Origin of the sequence: Affinundibacterium nitidum (genome assembly GCF_014284155.1) — a bacterium.
In the GTDB taxonomy this organism is placed as follows: Bacteria; Pseudomonadota; Gammaproteobacteria; order Burkholderiales; family Burkholderiaceae_D; genus Undibacterium; species Undibacterium nitidum.
The window spans coordinates 66,936-83,489 of sequence record NZ_JACOFZ010000011.1; the positions used below are offsets into that span (position 1 = coordinate 66,936).

The window sequence follows — 16,554 nt, forward strand, 5'->3', positions numbered from 1 at the left end:
AGTTTTTGCTTAAATTGTCTAGTGGTAACAACGAATTTTGCCAGAATGAAGGAATTCCCTTCTTAATGTATTTACCATATCTAGAATTCACGTTAAGCTTGCACCGCAAGGTGGGTAATGTTATCGTAATTCAACATATCTTCCTTTTGTGCAAATTTATAAAAATAAGTATATAAATTTGTATTGACCAAATTTCCCTGGAAATGTTCTAAAAATGCATAATCACAAACGCCTATCGACAAGATTTTTGGGAAGCAAAGCGCTGAAGGCTGCTGCTTTTTCCTCTTTGCTTGTCTTCTCAAATGCATATGCGACCGGTCTCGGGAAGTTGACAGTGCTTTCCTCACTTGGACAGCCATTACGAGCTGAAATTGAGCTCACTTCTCCGAATAAAGAAGAGATTAACTCACTTGTGCCTAAAGTCGCTTCAATTGAAGCGTTTCGGCAAGCAAACATCGAGTTTAATCCAGCATTGCTATCCCTCCGGTTTGCTGTTGAGCCACGTGGAAAAGGTTATGTTATCCGCGTGACTTCCACTCAGCCGATGAACGAACCATGGATCGACTTCTTGCTGGAGATGAATGCTAGTAACGGCAAACTGGTACGCGAATATACTGCTTTGTTGGACCCAGCTGAATTATCCAATGGCCAGTCGGCTCAGGTCGTAAACCCCTCGACACCTAACGTCGTCATTAAGCAGGTGACACCTGTATTGAGCGCCAAGAATCAAGAACAGGCAGCCAATGCAAAAGAGTCCCCAGCTAGCGCCTCAGCAAAAAAAAACACGTCTAATGTAGGCAAAGAAAATAGCGAGCCTGGCGCTCATCAATACAAAGTTAAGCCCGGCGATACGTTGATGAAAATTGCGTCGAGCAATTTGAACGGTGTTTCGCTGGATCAAATGCTCGTTGGTATCTATCGCGCAAATCCGCAGGCCTTCGTTGGCGACAATATGAATCGCTTAAAGGCTGGGCAGATTTTAACGATTCCAGATGCAGAAACTGCGCGTGCCTCTAGCAGTTCAGATGCTCACGCCGTTGTTCAAGCGCATTCTGCTGATTTTAACGCCTATCGTAATAAGCTCGCTGGTCAGGTAATGACTGCGCCAGCTGAGAAGGCAGCGAGCAGTAAGCAATCGGCGACTGGAACAATTACAACGAAAGTTAAAGAGGCGCCAACTCCAACGAATGAAGCCCTCGATAAGCTTAAATTATCAAAAGTCCCTGCGGCTAGTGCAAAAGCAAGTGCCTCGGCGAAAGGCTTTTCTGAGGAAGATCGGATAGCAAAAGACAAAGCTTTAGCCGATGCAAACGCTCGCGTTAAAGAGTTGGAAAGAAATGTTAATGACCTGAATAAGTTGCTCGCAGTGCCTGCGAAAGGCGCGCCTTCAGCCAGTGCCGTTGCTTCAAAACCTGCGGAGGTAAAACCTGAACCAGCTTCGAAAACTGCTTCTAGCGCGGTAAGCGCAGTTGCGAGCGCATCCGCATCTCATTCTGCAACTTCGTCAGAAAAGGCTGCTTCTGCGGAAAGTGCTTCAGCGGTTGCTTCCGCTGCGTCTAAAGCGAGTGTCGATGCTAGCCAAGCAAGTGCTGCTTCAGCTGCACCTGCTAAACCAAAACCTAAACGTCCAGCTCCGCCGCCAGCTCCTGTGGTTGAGGATTCAGGTTGGTTTGATATGAAATATATGATTGCTGGCGGTCTTTTGCTAGTGATCGCAGGTGGTATCGGTGTCTACTCAAGCCGTCGTAAGAAGAACGCGCATCAATTTGAAGATAGCATTCTCACTGGTTCAAGTTTGAAGGCGAATTCAATGTTTGGCTCGACGGGGGGGCAAAGCGTCGATACAAATAACAGTGTTTTCAATTCAAACTTTGCGCCATCTGCAAGTCAGCTCGATGCAAATGAGGTCGATCCTGTTGCAGAGGCGGATGTGTATATCGCATATGGCCGGGATACACAGGCTGAAGAAATTTTGAAGGAAGCATTGCGTACACAGCCAGATCGTCATGCGGTGAGACTTAAGTTGCTTGAGATTTACTACAGTCGTAAAGACTTGCGTTCTTATGAGCTTTTTGCCGGTGAACTTTATGGCATGACTCATGGAGAGGGCGAGGAGTGGACTCAGGCAGCTTCGATGGGTGTCGCACTTGATCCAAATAATCCACTCTATGCAGGTGCGAGCGCTCCGGCTGAATCTTTTGCTTCAGGTAGCCTTGGTTTGCCAACCCAGCCGCTAGAGGATTTGGAGCCTGATCCTATTCTCGATAGTTCGTTGTCAGAAGATATGCTAGATTCGATCAGCATTATCGATACAGCTCATGCCTTATCGGATGATTCTGGAATGCCTGACTTAGGGTTGGATATGCCACAATCGGCAGCAGGCGATTTGAAAGCTGATGAGGGAATTCTGGACTTTGATTTGGATATTTCCGAGTCTTCTGAACCAGTTGCAGCGCAGGATGATAGTTTAGATTTTGCGCCAACTCTTCCAGAGATTGATGCGGTGAGTACAATTAACAAGATCAAGGAAGAGGAGCCTACTCCAGTCATTGATTTTGGTTCGATTGACTTTGATCTGGGTGGTGACGAAGAACCGAAGGCGGTCGTTGCTGAAGAGGTGGCGTTGCCTGAATTTAATAGTGGATCCTCGCTTGATTTTTCGATGGAGCCAGTGTCTCAACCGTCCAGTGGCGGAGGTGATTTGGAATTTGAACTGCCAGAAATGAGTGATAGTTCAAATATCGCGACGAACGATAGCGATGCGATAGAGTTGAGCGATTCAGCAGAGCTCAATGATTCCAGTGATGTTTCACCTTACAATGCAGAGATGGCGACAAAGCTTGATTTGGCAGTTGCCTATCAAGAAATCGGTGACAAAGAAGGTGCTCGTGAATTGCTTGAAGAAGTCATTCGCGGCGGTTCTGACGATCAGGTACAAAAAGCAAAAGCGATGTTGGAGCAACTGGTCTAACAGAGTTCCTTGTTTTGAAAATAGGGCGCTGCGAAAGCTAGCGCCCATTTTTATTTGAAGAGTTCACTTTTTTCATGAATAGAATAGTTCTAGGTGTTGAGTATGATGGTGTTGGATATCAGGGGTGGCAAACGCAACCCCATGGTAAAACTGTGCAAGATACTCTGGAGCGAGCGTTATTTGACTTTGCGAAAGTTCGGATCGACACCGTCTGTGCGGGTAGGACTGACGCTGGTGTCCATGCGTTGGAGCAGGTCGTACATTTTGATACCGATTTGGTGAGGGCAATGTATTCTTGGGTGAATGGCGTCAATTCATTTCTTCCATCAAGTATTGCGGTCAAGTGGGCAAAGGAGTTGGGCCAAGTTGATGCAAGCGATCAGCAGGGATTTCATTCTCGATTTAGTGCATATTCGCGCACTTATCATTATGTATTACTTAATACCGCAGTTCGTTCTCCAACGATACATGGTCGCGCCGGATGGTTTTTTCGGCCATTAGACTTAGAGTTAATGGAGGCAGCAGCGAAATTCTTGTTGGGCGAGCATGATTTTTCAGCATTTCGTGCAACTGGGTGTCAAGCAAAATCCCCCATTAAAACAATGTACGAGGTCGACATTAAACGGAATGGTGATCTTTTCGTGTTTTCACTTCGGGCAAGCGCTTTTCTTCATCATATGGTCAGAAACATCATTGGTTCTCTGCTGTTTGTCGGTTCTGGTAGGCGTCCGCCTCATTGGATTGGTGAGTTGCTTGAAAGTAAAGACCGAAGTTTGGCAGCACCAACATTCATGCCTGATGGTTTATATTTAGCCAAGATTTCCTACGACAGAAAATGGGATTTACCTGAGTCGAATGCGCAGAATTTGCCTTTCATCGCACGTATTTGATTTGCTTGGTTTTTACCGGTTTGGTTTGTGTGTGCAGTTGCTTGTGTCTACGCCAACAAAAAAATGATTTGCAAGAGGAAAGATCGGTAAAAACCTGTGAATTCCGGTAAAATGTCGTTTTTGCATAACCCATTGATTAGGCGCTCGCCTGGGGATATTTGCCCAGCATAGAGCGCCTTTTTTGTAATTGGCAATTTGAATCTCTAATGAATAATATTCGTAATTTCTCCATTATCGCCCACATTGATCACGGTAAATCTACCTTGGCAGACCGCATTATTCAATTATGTGGTGGTCTATCTGATCGTGAGATGGAAGCGCAAGTTCTTGACTCTATGGATATCGAGAAAGAGCGTGGCATTACGATTAAGGCTCAGACTGCGGCGCTCCAATACAAGGCGCTTGATGGTAATGTCTATAACCTGAATCTAATCGATACGCCAGGGCATGTCGATTTCAGTTATGAAGTTAGTCGCTCATTGTCTGCATGTGAAGGTGCGCTTCTTGTTGTGGATGCATCGCAAGGCGTGGAAGCACAAACGGTTGCTAATTGCTATACAGCGATAGAGCTCGGAGTCGAAGTTGTTCCGGTGCTAAATAAGATTGATTTGCCTTCTGCAGATCCTGCAAACGCAAGTTCAGAAATTGAAGAAGTCATAGGGATCGATGCCAGTGACGCGGTTCAATGCTCAGCAAAAACAGGCCTCGGCGTTCGCGATATTCTTGAGTCTCTGATTAAAAAAGTTCCAGCGCCAAATGGTGATCCTGAGGCACCGTTACAGGCTCTGATTATCGACTCTTGGTTTGATAATTACGTTGGTGTGGTGATGTTGGTGCGAATCGTAAATGGCACTTTGCGCCCAAAAGACAAGATTTTATTTATGGCGACCGAAGCTCAACATCTTGTTGAAAGCGTTGGTGTTTTTACGCCGAAGTCTTTGTCCCGTAGTGAGCTTTCAGCAGGTCAAGTCGGTTTCATCATCGCAGGTATTAAGGAGCTTAAAGCTGCGAAAGTGGGGGACACGATCACTACTGTAGCTAAACCATCAAAAGAGCCACTTCCAGGCTTTAAAGAAGTGCAGCCGCAGGTTTTTGCCGGTCTTTTCCCAGTTGAGGCAAATCAATACGATGCTTTGCGAGATTCTTTGGAAAAGCTGAAGCTCAACGATGCCGCACTGATGTATGAGCCAGAAGTATCTCAGGCATTGGGCTTCGGCTTCCGCTGCGGGTTCTTGGGCTTGCTTCATATGGAAATCGTCCAAGAACGGCTTGAGCGCGAATTTGATATGGACTTGATCACAACAGCGCCAACTGTTGTGTATGAGGTAGTCCTTGGCGATGGAACGATTATCCAGGTCGACAATCCATCGAAAATGCCTGACCCATCGAAGATCGAAGAAATTCGCGAGCCAATTGTCACAGTGAACTTATACATGCCACAGGAATATGTCGGATCTGTGATTACACTGTGCACTTCAAAGCGCGGTGTGCAATTGGATATGAGCTACCATGGTCGCCAAGTAAAATTGACATATGAGATGCCAATGGCGGAGATCGTGTTGGATTTCTTTGATCGTTTGAAGTCTACATCGCGTGGTTATGCCTCGATGGACTACGAATTTAAGGAAAATCGAGCTGCTGACGTTGTGAAAGTCGATATGTTGATTAACAGCGAAAAAGTCGATGCATTAGCAATCATCGTCCATCGATCAAATGCACATTATCGTGGTCGTGCTGTTGCGGCGAAAATGCGAGAATTGATTCCACGTCAGATGTTTGATGTTGCAATTCAGGCCGCCATCGGTGCGAATATCATCTCCCGTGAAAACGTTAAAGCCTTGCGCAAGAACGTATTGGCGAAATGCTATGGTGGCGATATTAGCCGTAAGCGTAAGCTTCTCGAAAAACAGAAGGCAGGTAAGAAGCGTATGAAACAGGTCGGATCCGTAGAGATCCCGCAAGAAGCGTTTTTGGCGATTCTACAAGTGGAAGAAAAATGAGTTTTCAATTCTTAGTAAAGTACTTTGCATCAATCCTCTTTCTTTTGATGATTGTGACGGGCATTATTTGGGCTCTAGATTCCTTTGTTTGGTCTAAACGTCGAAAAATACTTGCTCAGAACGCACTAAAGCAAACGGGTCGTGAAGATCAAATGTCGGAAGATGAGAAGCATGCTTTAATTGCACCTTTCTTGAGGCAGCCAACTTGGGTTGAATATTCTGGGAGTTTCTTTCCTGTGATTGCCTTGGTGTTTGTTTTGCGATCGTTTCTATTCGAGCCTTTTAAGATTCCTTCTGCCTCAATGTTGCCAACTTTGTATGTTGGTGATCTTATTTTAGTAAATAAGTTCACTTATGGAATTCGCCTTCCGATTGTTGGAACAAAAATTATTGAGGTGAATAATCCTAAACGTGGCGATGTGATGGTCTTTAAATATCCAAATGACCCAAGTCTCGACTATATTAAAAGGGTAGTGGGCGTGCCTGGCGATGTTGTGACATATAAAGATAAAAAACTTTCCATTAACGGACAAGCGGTTAGTTATGTTCCTCAGAACGAGTTCTTGCATGATGGTGCTGATCTGCGCTATTCGAAACAATATGCGGAAAATTTAACTGGTGTAGAGCATCGTATTTTGAACAATGATAGTGCGGGAACTATGCTTTTGCAGGCACCTCAGTTTCCGATGTCTGAGCAATGTAGTTATGAGTACGATAACTTCACCTGTAAAGTGCCAGAGGGGCATTACTTTATGATGGGTGATAATCGTGACGATAGTATGGATAGTCGTTATTGGGGCTTTGTCCCAGACAAGAATATTGTGGGAAAAGCGTTCTTCATTTGGATGAACTTTGGTGATTTGAAGAGAATCGGTAGCTTTAAATAATTGGGGGAATAAAATGACTCAACGTATGAAAATGCTGGTTGCACGAAAACAGTCTGGAATGTCGATTATTGGCTTGATATTTTTGTTGGGCCTGATCGCAGTTGTTGTTTTGATTGGCGCCAAAATTACACCGACTGCGATGGAGTTCTTGGCGGTGAAGCGTGCAATCATTACGGCGAAGGCGAGCGGTAATAGCGTTGCTGACATTCAAAAGTCTTTCGATAAGCAAGCCGAAGTTGCTTACATCACCTCGATTAAAGGTAATGATCTCATCATCGAAAAAGAGGAAACCGGCTACGAGGTGAGTTTTTACTACACTAAGAAAATCCCATTAGCCGGCCCCGCAAGTCTTTTGCTGGAGTATGAGGGAACTACTCAAAAAACCAAATTCAAGACGAAGAAAATCGATTGAAATCTAGTATGAATGAACAATTGCTGCAAAAACGGTTAGGACACCAATTTAAGGATGTTGCACTTCTGCAGCAGGCATTGACACATCGTAGCCACAGTACTACTCACAACGAACGTTTGGAGTTCTTGGGCGATTCAATCCTTAACTGTGTTGTCGCTTCGATTCTTTTTGAAACCTTCGATCGTATTGATGAGGGGGATCTTTCCCGGGTGAGAGCCAATCTCGTTAAGCAACAGTCCTTGTTTGAGATTGCTCAAAAAATGGAATTGTCGCAGTTCCTGCGCCTTGGTGAGGGGGAATTGAAGTCTGGTGGATTTCGTCGTCCTTCGATCTTAGCGGATACCCTAGAGGCCTTGTTCGGCGCGATTTATCTGGATGCGGGTTTTGATGCCGCGCGAAGCGTGATTAAGGCGCTTTACGCACCTATACTTGTTTCAGTTGATCCAACAACGCTAGGCAAAGATGCGAAAACTTTGCTGCAAGAATTCTTGCAAAGCAAAAAAATTGCGTTGCCACTTTATAATGTAGTAGCGACACATGGCGCGGCTCATAACCAGGAATTCGAAATCGAATGTTTGGTTCCCAAGCTCGAAATCCAAGTTTTTGGTACCGGTGGGAGTCGCCGTGCTGGCGAACAGGCAGCTGCAAAGTTAGCGTTGGACACCGCTGTTGCGCTTTTGGCGAAAACACCGACGGGCCGTAAAAGCAAGAGTAGAACTGCGCAGATGAAGCTGGCTGGTATAGCAACGGTACAGTCAACTGGCACAGCCACAATCGATAATGAGATGAGTTCAAGTATGGACTCGCAATTATCATTAGACGTCGCTATAGTCGATGCCACTAAGAGTAAAACAGCATGAATTCATCATCGGAAGAAAATCAATATCGTTGCGGATATATCGCGATCGTAGGGCGCCCTAATGTCGGCAAGTCGACTTTAATGAATGCCCTGATCGGTGCGAAGGTTAGCATCACATCTCGTAAAGCACAGACAACCCGACATCGTATTACTGGAATTCAAACAAAAGACAATACTCAATACGTTTACGTCGACACTCCGGGTTTTCAAACGCGTCATTCAAATCCTTTGAACCGCACGTTGAACCGCACAGTAACGAATACGTTAATGGCGTCGGATGTGATTTTGTTTATCATTGAAGCAGGTACTTTTGGCGCAGCTGATCAGCAGGTCATCGATTTATTGCCGAAGAATGTTCCTTGTATTCTGGTCATTAATAAATCTGACCGTGTTAAGGACAAAGCGATCTTGATGCCTTTCGCTCAAAAAGTGATGGCATTATTCCCGTTCGCTGCCGTAGTGCCGGTCTCGGCGACGTTGAAATTTCAGTTGGAAAATTTGGAAAAAGAAACGCGTAAACATCTCCCGCTCAATGATCCAATTTTTGGCGACGATGACATTACTGATCGTAGTGAAAAATTTTTGGCGACCGAAATTGTGCGTGAAAAATTATTTCGATTCGTTGGTGATGAACTGCCTTATACAAGCACGGTTCTGATCGAAAAGTTTGAGCAAGAGGGTAATCTTCGCCGTGTATTTGTCGCCATTCTTGTTGATCGTGACGGTCACAAATCGATGGTCATTGGCAATAAGGGCGCTCGCCTAAAAGATATTTCTACCCAATCACGCCAAGATATGGAAAAGCTTTTTGGTGGTCCAGTTTATCTGGAGATTTGGGTAAAAGTTAAGTCTGGATGGGCGGATAATGAGGCGGGCTTGCGCGCCTACGGCTACGAGTAATTCACAGGTATTTGCCCTTATAAAACAAAGGCCACCAATTGGATATTGACGACATTGAGATATCAATGGACGATATTGAGGTGATTCCTCAATTGGCTCCAGGCTTGCTCAGTGTCGCGCCACCTAAGCGCACGCAACGTAAAGATGTGCGTGTGACACATCAGCCTGGCTTCGTCCTTCATTCATATCCATACAAAGAAACTAGTCTTATCATCGATCTTTTTAGTCGAGACTTTGGTCGGGTATCCTTGGTTGCAAAAGGAGCGAAGCGTCCACATTCAAAATTGAGAAGCGTGCTGCAAACTTTTCAGCCACTAACAGTTGCTTGGAGTGGGAAATCGGAGGTGCGAACTTTGATCGGCGCTGAATGGGTGGGCGGCATGCTTCCGCTAGAGAAGTCCGCGCTATTGTGTGGCTTTTATTTGAATGAACTACTAACTAAATTCCTGCTACGCAATGAAGCTTGTCAGGTACTGTTTGATCATTACGTTTCAACCTTGAATCAGCTTGCACATGGCGAAAGTGCCATGATCGCTTTGCGCAAATTTGAACTGGTTTTGCTACAGCAAGCGGGTCTGCTGGGTGACGTCACGACTTGTATATTGAGTCGAGCTCGCGTTCAAAATGATCGACTGTACGTACTTGACCCCGGTTCTGGTGCGCGCCCAGCGTTCGAATCTGATACTGTACCAAAAGTATACGGAAAAACATTGACTGATATGGAAAATGGATCGTATTCTGACCCAGTGACTCAAGCGCAGAGTAAGCAATTAATGCGTTACTTGCTGCACCATCATTTACATGGTCAGGTGCTCAAGACGCGGCAAATTTTGATCGATTTACAGAAATTATGAATATCCATCAGCAAACACAGATTATCGATTTGGGCATCAATATTGACCATGTTGCGACCCTTCGTAACGCACGAGGTACTACTTATCCCGATCCCTTGCAAGCAGCCTTAATGGCTGAAGAGGCAGGTGCTGATTGCATTACCTTGCACCTGCGTGAAGATCGCCGACATATCAAAGATGCCGACGTATTGAGAATTCGCCCCGAGCTTCGTACTCGTATGAATTTGGAAGCTGCCGTAACGAAAGAAATGATTGATTTCGCATGCCGAGTTCGCCCTCAAGATGTTTGTCTTGTTCCAGAACGCCGTGAGGAGGTTACAACGGAAGGCGGATTGGATGTGTTACGGTACTTTGATGATGTGAAAGCGGCGACTGCACAGCTGCAAGCGGAAGGAATTCGTGTCAGCCTGTTTATCGATGCTGATAATAGTCAAATTGAGGCGGCAAAAAATACAGGTGCGACTGTGATTGAAATACACACAGGTAAATATGCTGATGCGCACACGGATGTCGAGGCAAATCAGCAATTGCATCGGATCGCGTCAGCGGTTGATTTTGCGGTCAGCCTAGGCTTGAAGGTAAATGCGGGGCACGGTCTGCATTACACTAACACTCAAGCAATTGCCGCTTTACCAGGAATCTCAGAGCTCAATATTGGTCATGCTATCGTCGCCCATGCTGTGTTTGTTGGGTGGAATAAAGCGGTATCTGACATGAAAGCATTAATGGTGAAAGCTCGCTTAGGGCAGCGTTAATTGAGTGGATAGATAATGATTTTTGGCATCGGTACTGACATTGTTCGAAGTGCACGAATCGAACAGGCGCTGCAAAAACGCGAGGGGCGCTTTGCAGAGAAGATTCTCGGTCCACAAGAACTGAATGCCTTCCATTATCGTAGTCAGCCCCACTTCTCAAAAGCGGTTCGTTATTTGGCGACACGGTTTGCCGCCAAAGAGGCGTTGTCGAAAGCGATGGGTACAGGGTTTCGAAATCCATTAAGTTGGCATGGCGTGCAAGTGTTGAATTCTGATAATGGTCGCCCGATATTTGTTTTTGGCGAAGAATTGCAAGCGTGGTTCCAAAGCCGTAGGTTATCTGCTCACGTCACTATCTCTGATGAGCATGAATATGCTGTCGCGTTCGTTGTAATCGAATCTTTAGATTCCGTATGCCAAAAGTGAACGAGCTGAATGAGATCCGGGCTTCCCTAGTCGCCTTAGTGGGACAATTGCCTCACCTGCCTGGAGTCTATCGTTATTTCGATGCGCACGATCAAGTCCTGTACGTGGGGAAGGCGCGTGACCTTAAAAAAAGGGTTTCAAGTTATTTCCTAAAAAATTTGAGTAGCCCTCGGATCGCGATGATGGTCGAGAAAATTCATCGCATGGAAACGACGGTGACGCGCAGCGAGGCTGAAGCGCTGATTCTTGAAAATAATCTTATTAAGGCCTTAAAGCCGAAATACAACATTCTTTTTCGCGACGATAAGTCGTATCCTTACCTCAAAATTACGAATGAGGCGTCACCGCGCATGACATATTATCGTGGTGCGGTCGACAAAAAACACCAGTACTTCGGACCTTTTCCTTCTACTTGGGCGGTGAAGGAGTCGATGCAGCTCTTGCAAAAAATTTTCTTACTGAGAAATTGCGAAGACAGTGTTTTTCTCAATCGCACTAGGCCGTGTTTATTGCATCAGATTCAGCGTTGCAGTGCACCTTGCGTTGGTAAAATTTCTGAACAAGATTATCTGGCTGACGTGGAAAATGCGGCGCGTTTTTTACGTGGTCGTCCCACAGAAATTATGCAGTCATTAGAGACGAAAATGTATGACTTTTCCTCGCGCCTAGAATTTGAAAGTGCGGCCATGGTTCGAAATCAGATGGCTGCTTTGTCAAAGGTACTGCATCAACAGAGCATGGAGACTAGTGGCGATGCAGATATTGATATTCTGGCCGTGGTGGTTGAGGGCGGACGTGCATGTGTGAACTTGGCGATGGTTCGAGGTGGTCGCCATTTGGGTGATCGATCCTATTTTCCTGCTGCAGTCGAATACTCTCAGGCGGCTTTAGAGGGGGAGATGGAAAGGGAAGTTCTCTCTGCCTTTCTGGCCCAGCATTATGTTGATCAATTTATTCCGGCGCAGTTGATTATGAACGTCGAACTAGATGCTCCAGAGTTGATGTTGGCGTTGATGGAACAATGCGGCCACAGAATTCAGTGTAGTTATCAGCCGCAAGAGCAAAGGCGCGCTTGGCTTGATATGGCAATCAAGGGGGCGAAGTTGTCGCTAGCGCGAGCATTGACCGAACAAGGCGCGCAGCAATTGAGGACAAGAGCTTTGGTTGATGTGTTGGAGTTGGAAGTCGAAGACTTGAGCACGCTTCGCGTTGAGTGTTTCGACATTAGTCATACCCAAGGCGAGGCAACCCAGGCATCGTGTGTCGTCTTCCATCACCATGCGATGCAGCACGGGGAATATCGTCGATTTAATATTAAAGATATTACGGGTGGCGATGATTACGCGGCAATGCGCCAAGTCTTGCAGCGTCGTTTTGAGGCCTTTTCGGTTGTCGAAAATCAAGCAGAGATCGTGTCTGAATCAAATGTCAAAGAGAATGAAAGGGTGATGCCAGATATTGTCCTTATTGACGGTGGTAAAGGGCAAGTGGAAGTAGCTCGTCAAGTTTTTGCCGAATATGGATTGGATCTCAGTTTGATCGTTGGGGTAGCCAAGGGAGAGGGGCGGCGCGTTGGACTTGAGACATTGGTGTTCGTGGACGGACGGGAGTCTAAAGAGCTTGGCAAAGAATCTGCTGCACTTATGTTGATAGCTCAAATTCGCGATGAGGCGCATCGCTTTGCGATTACTGGTATGCGTGCAAAACGTGCGAAGGCACGTCAGACTTCGCGTTTGGAGGAAATAGAAGGCATCGGTCCAAAGCGACGCCAGCGTCTGTTGACTCGATTCGGTGGAATTAAAGGGGTTGAGGAAGCAAGTGTTGAAGATCTGATGACTGTTGAAGGTATCTCAAAATCACTGGCGGAAGAAATCTACCAACGCCTGCGTTAGGGAAAGTGTCCCAGTTTGTTGTGATTTTGTGTGTCTGCAAAATAAAAGCTGTGGCGAAGCGCCTAGCAAAATATAATGCTGGTAATCGTATTATCAGTTTATTCAAACAAAAAAATGCCTTTTAATTTTCCCATTCTTTTGACTTGGTTGAGAGTTGCACTAATTCCTTTGGTGGTTGGTGTCTTTTATGTACCAGATACCTACTTAAGTCCGTCCGAGAAAAATTTGGCATCGACCGTTGTCTTCATCGTTGCAGCTGTTACGGATTGGTTTGACGGGTTCTTGGCTCGTCGTTGGAATCAAACTTCGGCGTTCGGTGCTTTTCTCGATCCAGTCGCTGATAAATTGATGGTCGCTGGTGCATTGTTGGTTTTGGTTCAATGGGACAGGGTAAATGCGGTCATTGCTTTTATTATTATTGGGCGTGAAATTACTATTTCGGCGTTGCGGGAATGGATGGCGCAGATTGGTGCCTCGAAGTCAGTTGCAGTAAGTTCCCTCGGTAAAATTAAAACCGCTGCGCAGATGGTAGCGATCCCTATGCTGCTTTTTTATGGCGATTTGTTTGGGGTTGTGAATACTTATCACATCGGTCAAGCCTTGATTTTGATCGCTGCTGTTCTAACTGTTTGGTCGATGTTTTACTACCTGCGTCGAGCTTGGCCAATGATTAAAGAGAAGGCGGAAAATCAGATTGATCATAATTCTTGACAACTTTGATGGGTGCTATATAATGTGTGCCTGTTGTCGACGCGGGAATAGCTCAGTTGGTAGAGCGCAACCTTGCCAAGGTTGAGGTCGAGAGTTCGAGACTCTTTTCCCGCTCCATTTTTTCGGCAGCGTAGTCAGTTTTAGCAGTGCAATGCGGGAATAGCTCAGTTGGTAGAGCGCAACCTTGCCAAGGTTGAGGTCGAGAGTTCGAGACTCTTTTCCCGCTCCAGAATTCGTAATAGTGTAGTGTAATGCGGGAATAGCTCAGTTGGTAGAGCGCAACCTTGCCAAGGTTGAGGTCGAGAGTTCGAGACTCTTTTCCCGCTCCAAATTCCGAAGGGAAGCGGTGCTTCCCTTTTTTGTTCTAAGTTGTTTGCCTTGCTCGATGTTTGAGTGATGCCCTTGGCGGGGTAGCAAAGTGGTTATGCAGCGGCCTGCAAAGCCGTAGACGCCGGTTCGATCCCGACCCCCGCCTCCAAATTTGTCGTAAGACATAGTGAATGTTACTGATCTTCGATCAGTCGTAAGTTGAGTGCCCGAGTGGTGAAACTGGTAGACACATCGGACTTAAAATCCGCCGCTTTCCGTAAAAGGGGCGTGCCGGTTCAATTCCGGCCTCGGGCACCATTCATATCGTAGTTATTAAACCCGCCCTTCGGTCGAAGCGCGGGTTTTTTTATTGCTGTTAAACTAGTGTTTTTTCTAAGTCGAGAATGTAGATGGAAGCGACCAAAGTGATCGAGTTCGAGCGTCCGCAAATGGAGGCTGGAAGTAGCTGTGTGGCCTCAGCGTGGGCCCGTGTGCCTGATGTTCCTAGTCTGGCTGAAAAGGTGGGGTTGAAAGAAAAAATTAAAGCCCTTTTGAAGCAGAAAAATGCAGTCTTGGTTGCGCATTATTACGTCGATTCTGATCTTCAAGATTTGGCCGAGGAGACTGGTGGTTGTGTATCTGATTCTTTAGAAATGGCGCGTTTTGGACGTGATCACGCTGCTAAGACTTTAGTGGTTGCTGGCGTAAAGTTTATGGGGGAGACGGCGAAGATTTTGAGTCCGGAAAAGACTATTTTGATGCCAGATCTCGATGCAACTTGTTCATTGGATTTGGGTTGTGATCCTGTTGAGTTTTCTGCATTTTGTGATGCACATCCGGATCGGACTGTTGTGGTGTACGCAAATACAAGTGCGGCTGTGAAGGCTCGTGCCGATTGGATGGTAACTTCAAGCGTTGGTCTGGACATCGTTGCTGAGTTGCATGCTCAAGGAAAAAAGATACTGTGGGCTCCAGATAAGCACTTGGGCAGTTATATTCAAAAACAAACTGGTGCAGATATGTTGTTGTGGCAGGGATCTTGTCTGGTGCATGATGAGTTCAAAGGTGTTGAGCTCGAAATCCTCAAAGAGCAGTATCCTGATGCGAAAGTTTTGGTTCATCCGGAATCGCCTGCGGCAGTCGTGGCATTGGCAGACGTCGTTGGTTCGACATCGCAATTGATTAATGCAGCCATTAATCTCGAGGCGCCGCAGTTTATCGTTGCCACAGATAATGGAATCTTGCATAAAATGCAGATGGCTGCGCCGGGAAAAACCTTCATTGTCGCGCCAACTGCCGGAAATAGTGCATCCTGCAAGAGTTGTGCACATTGCCCTTGGATGGCGATGAATGGTCTGCGAAACCTTTTGAGTGTGCTTGAGACTGAGAGTAATCAAATTCAGGTTGATCCCAAAGTGGGTTCTGAAGCGAAAATTGCGATTGATCGTATGTTGGATTTTGCGGCGTCCCGTAAAAAACAGGTTCAGCCTAGTGGTGCGCTTGAGCGGAATTCAGCGTTGTACTCTGGTATTGGTCCAGCATAATAAGGATTGTAAATGTCAAAGTTGAACTCAAATTTGGAAAACGCCTTTGCTCCTTTTTCGCAAGACTTGGAGTTGGCTTTAGCACGAAATGTGCAGATAGCCTTGGAAGAGGATGTCGGTGATTGCGATTTAACAGGGCTTCTTGTGCCCGAATATTCTCGTGTTCGAGCGCAAGTGATTGTGCGTGAAGATGCGATTTTATGTGGTGCACCTTGGTTTGAATCGGTGATGTTTTCGCTCGACTCAACGATTGTGATTGATTGGCAATATGCAGAAGGCGACCGTATGTCTGCGAACTCGGTTGTGTGTAAAATCGTCGCGCCAGCGCGTGCTCTGCTGACCGCCGAGCGCAGTGCGCTTAATTTTCTGCAGTTGTTGTCTGCTGCCGCATCTGTGACGCGGTCTTATGTTGATGTGATTCAAGGTACGCGTGCAGCGATTTTAGATACACGTAAGACACTGCCAGGTATGCGTCTGGCGCAAAAGTATGCAGTGCGTGTCGGTGGTGGCGAAAATCAAAGACTCGCCTTATACGATGGGATCCTGATCAAGGAAAATCACATTGCTGCGGCCGGTGGTATTGCTGCATCTTTGCGTGTCGCAGATCAGATTTGTGATCAACGTCGGGTTGCGAGTGTTCAAGTGGAAGTTGAAAGTCTTGATGAATTGACTGAGGCGCTCAATGCGGGTGCTGTTTCCATATTGTTAGATAATTTTGATTTGGCAATGATGCGAAAGGCGGTTGAAGTTAATCAAGGTCGAGCAAAGCTCGAGGCATCTGGTGGTGTTGATATGCGAACTGTGAGAGCAATCGCTGAGACGGGGGTTGATCGCATTTCCATTGGTGCGCTAACTAAAGATGTTAAGGCGACCGACTATTCGTTGCGAGTTCTCGGTCCCGAATAGTTTGAGCGTCCGGTTTTTTAGTACTTGCGCGACAGCGATAAACTTTGCTATAGTTCGCCTCCCGCAGAAATGCGGCGCAAGAAAAAGAGTGGCAAGCCAGTCAATTTCCCTATGAGTTTCGATTGATGTAAATGAAATAAATCGAAGCGGAGTTTAGAAAGTTTAAACGGAGGGGGTTGACGAGAAGTTAGAAAGGCTGCATAATCTCGTTTCTCTGCTGCTGACGAACAAAACGATT

At 46.1% G+C, this 16,554-nt stretch carries 15 protein-coding genes and 5 tRNA genes; 19 read left to right on the forward strand and 1 reads right to left on the reverse strand.

Features of this window, described 5'->3' with window-relative positions:
* Positions 1-214: 214 nt before the first annotated feature.
* The 19 genes from H8K36_RS17725 to nadC all read left to right on the forward strand — a co-directional run bounded on the left by H8K36_RS17725 (position 215) and on the right by nadC (position 16,316).
* Positions 215-2,971 carry a motility hub landmark protein FimV gene (locus H8K36_RS17725; protein WP_186917858.1) on the forward strand — a complete coding sequence of 919 codons (2,757 nt, stop codon included), beginning with the start codon at positions 215-217 and terminating at the stop codon, positions 2,969-2,971.
* Positions 2,972-3,045: 74 nt separating this feature from the next.
* The gene (gene truA / locus H8K36_RS17730) at positions 3,046-3,861 is read left to right on the forward strand and encodes a tRNA pseudouridine(38-40) synthase TruA (RefSeq protein ID WP_186917859.1); all 816 of its coding nucleotides are present in this window, start codon (positions 3,046-3,048) and stop codon (positions 3,859-3,861) included.
* Positions 3,862-4,067: 206 nt separating this feature from the next.
* Entirely contained in the window at positions 4,068-5,861 is a 1,794-nt protein-coding gene (lepA, locus tag H8K36_RS17735) for a translation elongation factor 4 (RefSeq protein WP_186917860.1), read from the forward strand.
* Positions 5,858-6,748, forward strand: coding sequence for a signal peptidase I (lepB, locus tag H8K36_RS17740; RefSeq protein WP_186917861.1), 891 nt, complete (start codon positions 5,858-5,860; stop codon positions 6,746-6,748). Before lepA ends, lepB begins: the two co-directional genes overlap by 4 nt.
* Before the next feature lie 13 nt (positions 6,749-6,761).
* Positions 6,762-7,160: a DUF4845 domain-containing protein gene (locus tag H8K36_RS17745; protein WP_230404790.1), complete on the forward strand. Its 399-nt coding sequence runs from the start codon at positions 6,762-6,764 to the stop codon at positions 7,158-7,160.
* Between the two features lie 8 nt (positions 7,161-7,168).
* Positions 7,169-8,020: a ribonuclease III gene (rnc, locus tag H8K36_RS17750; protein ID WP_186917862.1), complete on the forward strand. Its 852-nt coding sequence runs from the start codon at positions 7,169-7,171 to the stop codon at positions 8,018-8,020.
* The gene (gene era, locus H8K36_RS17755) at positions 8,017-8,919 is read left to right on the forward strand and encodes a GTPase Era (protein ID WP_186917863.1); all 903 of its coding nucleotides are present in this window, start codon (positions 8,017-8,019) and stop codon (positions 8,917-8,919) included. The genes rnc and era overlap by 4 nt, the downstream gene beginning before the upstream one ends.
* Before the next feature lie 65 nt (positions 8,920-8,984).
* Entirely contained in the window at positions 8,985-9,773 is a 789-nt protein-coding gene (gene recO / locus H8K36_RS17760; RefSeq protein ID WP_186917864.1) for a DNA repair protein RecO, read from the forward strand.
* A complete protein-coding gene (pdxJ, locus tag H8K36_RS17765; RefSeq protein ID WP_186917865.1) occupies positions 9,770-10,528 on the forward strand; it encodes a pyridoxine 5'-phosphate synthase in 759 nt (252 codons plus the stop codon). The genes recO and pdxJ overlap by 4 nt, the downstream gene beginning before the upstream one ends.
* Before the next feature lie 15 nt (positions 10,529-10,543).
* Positions 10,544-10,954 carry a holo-ACP synthase gene (gene acpS, locus H8K36_RS17770; protein ID WP_186917866.1) on the forward strand — a complete coding sequence of 137 codons (411 nt, stop codon included), beginning with the start codon at positions 10,544-10,546 and terminating at the stop codon, positions 10,952-10,954.
* Entirely contained in the window at positions 10,942-12,846 is a 1,905-nt protein-coding gene (uvrC, locus tag H8K36_RS17775) for an excinuclease ABC subunit UvrC (protein ID WP_186917867.1), read from the forward strand. Before acpS ends, uvrC begins: the two co-directional genes overlap by 13 nt.
* Positions 12,847-12,960: 114 nt before the next feature.
* The gene (gene pgsA / locus H8K36_RS17780; RefSeq protein ID WP_186917868.1) at positions 12,961-13,557 is read left to right on the forward strand and encodes a CDP-diacylglycerol--glycerol-3-phosphate 3-phosphatidyltransferase; all 597 of its coding nucleotides are present in this window, start codon (positions 12,961-12,963) and stop codon (positions 13,555-13,557) included.
* A 41-nt stretch (positions 13,558-13,598) separates the two neighbouring features.
* Positions 13,599-13,674: transfer RNA gene (locus H8K36_RS17785), tRNA-Gly, on the forward strand.
* Positions 13,675-13,710: 36 nt separating this feature from the next.
* Positions 13,711-13,786 (forward strand) — tRNA-Gly (locus H8K36_RS17790).
* Between the two features lie 24 nt (positions 13,787-13,810).
* Positions 13,811-13,886 (forward strand) — tRNA-Gly (locus H8K36_RS17795).
* Between the two features lie 75 nt (positions 13,887-13,961).
* Positions 13,962-14,035 (forward strand) — tRNA-Cys (locus H8K36_RS17800).
* Between the two features lie 56 nt (positions 14,036-14,091).
* A tRNA-Leu gene (locus H8K36_RS17805) sits at positions 14,092-14,184 on the forward strand.
* Positions 14,185-14,276: 92 nt separating this feature from the next.
* The gene (nadA, locus tag H8K36_RS17810) at positions 14,277-15,410 is read left to right on the forward strand and encodes a quinolinate synthase NadA (RefSeq protein ID WP_186917869.1); all 1,134 of its coding nucleotides are present in this window, start codon (positions 14,277-14,279) and stop codon (positions 15,408-15,410) included.
* Positions 15,411-15,422: 12 nt separating this feature from the next.
* Positions 15,423-16,316, forward strand: coding sequence for a carboxylating nicotinate-nucleotide diphosphorylase (gene nadC, locus H8K36_RS17815; RefSeq protein WP_186917870.1), 894 nt, complete (start codon positions 15,423-15,425; stop codon positions 16,314-16,316).
* 47 nt (positions 16,317-16,363) lie between these two features.
* Here the strand turns inward: nadC and H8K36_RS19175 are convergent.
* Positions 16,364-16,554 (reverse strand): hypothetical protein (locus H8K36_RS19175; RefSeq protein WP_222611266.1); only part of this gene is annotated, 191 nt, incomplete at its 5' end.